This window comes from Reyranella soli, from assembly GCF_007992495.1.
Taxonomy (GTDB): Bacteria; Pseudomonadota; Alphaproteobacteria; order Reyranellales; family Reyranellaceae; genus Reyranella; species Reyranella soli.
In genome coordinates, this window is the sequence record NZ_BKAJ01000360.1 from 1 (window position 1) to 1,380 (window position 1,380).

Sequence of the window (1,380 nt, forward strand, 5' to 3'; positions counted from 1 at the left end):
AAGCCACGGTCTCCCGCAAGGGCTACAACACCCTCATCCAATTCGCGCAGCCGGGTTCGGCCCGTGATTTGAAATCTAACCCGCACTCGCGCCGAGTAGGCGGGCGCCTAAACGACATTGCCCCGAGGAGTGCGGATGCCACGGGCCTGCCGAGTGCGGCAATGTCTTGAGCTTGGTGACGCTTGCCTGCACGCCCCGCACGACGGCGCGGGCGCTCTCGCTGCTCGTGGAATAGATTTGGCCCGCGGCAGGTAGGTGGACTGATTGATGACATCAGCTTTGGGTGTGGCGAATATCACATCGACCCGGCTTTCACAGGCCTACACCCGTCTCGCCGGCAACGATCTGTACGAAGGGTAGGCCCCTATGAATGCATATTCAGTACTGGCCAATCTGCTTCGTTCCGCGAACGAGCCAGTGGCCGCGATTGAGGTTGGGCAGCCAGTCTTGCTGCCCAGGACGGCAGCCGACGAGTTGCCTCCATACCGCGAGCAACCTTGGATCATCGACAGGCGCGGATATCGCAAGATCGATCCACGCATGACCCTTGTTCCTGTGGGCAGGCTATAGCTCAAACCACCACGACTAGGTGGGATCGACGCCAGGGCCGTTTTCTGACTCGTACAGAGGCTCCGGCGAGGGACAGGAAAAACATCGTTCCAGCCCGAAAAACGCTCCAGTGAGTCAGATTTTGACTCTGGCAGGCGGTTAAACCCCAACCGGTGGGCCGGCCGCGAGGAAGACTAGTCCTGCAGCCTACGCACCATGAACTTGGCGGCGGCGCGCTCATCCGAGCTGTAGCAGCCAGAGTCCTGCATCTGGGCCTTCACGAGTTCGACGTAGTGTTCGTCATTCAGTGTCGGACCCGCGAGCCGTTCGGCTACGACGGGGTATGAAGCAACAATCCGGTCCGTCACGAAGACATCAACGATCTTCCTCATTGGCAATCGTCCATCGCGCCTAGGGCGGAGAGCCCTCGCGAAGAGCCGCCCGGCGGACGGGCCGGTCGCGAAAGGAAGATGTCGACCAAGTAGCCGGCTTGCCTGAGGTCAGCAGCCCTGGCGGCGACAGAGTCTTCAGTGGCGTACAATTCCGCAATGCCGCCCAGACGCTTGGGGTGCGTAGCCCAAATCGACCACTTGCCAGAGGTGCCTTCTGGAACCATTGCGCACGGATACATCGCCGCGCTCAGGGACGCTGTGCAATTTCGCACGTTCCGCGATCTATTTGGGGTTAGAGCTACCCCCGACGAACACCCGGCGCCCGCTCCGATGCGAGCAGGCGCCTGAACTCCGCCAGCGCCTCGGCGGGCGCGGAGCTTGAGCGTGAGATCGCGGCACGAGCCGGAGTCGCTCTTGAAAGAGCCCACCGGCCCGCGGG

General features: G+C 62.0%; 1 protein-coding gene. It reads right to left on the reverse strand.

From position 1 onward, the window contains the following. Nucleotides 1-743: 743 nt before the first annotated feature. Complete coding sequence (locus tag RSO01_RS46770; RefSeq protein ID WP_147157475.1) at nucleotides 744-941, reverse strand: hypothetical protein; 198 nt, start codon at nucleotides 939-941, stop codon at nucleotides 744-746. Between the last annotated feature and the right edge of the window lie 439 nt (nucleotides 942-1,380).

Bases quoted from the DNA above. Each gene is read 5' to 3' on its own strand.
- RSO01_RS46770 (WP_147157475.1), bottom strand. From the start codon at position 941: ATGAGGAAGATCGTTGATGTCTTCGTGACGGACCGGATTGTTGCTTCA.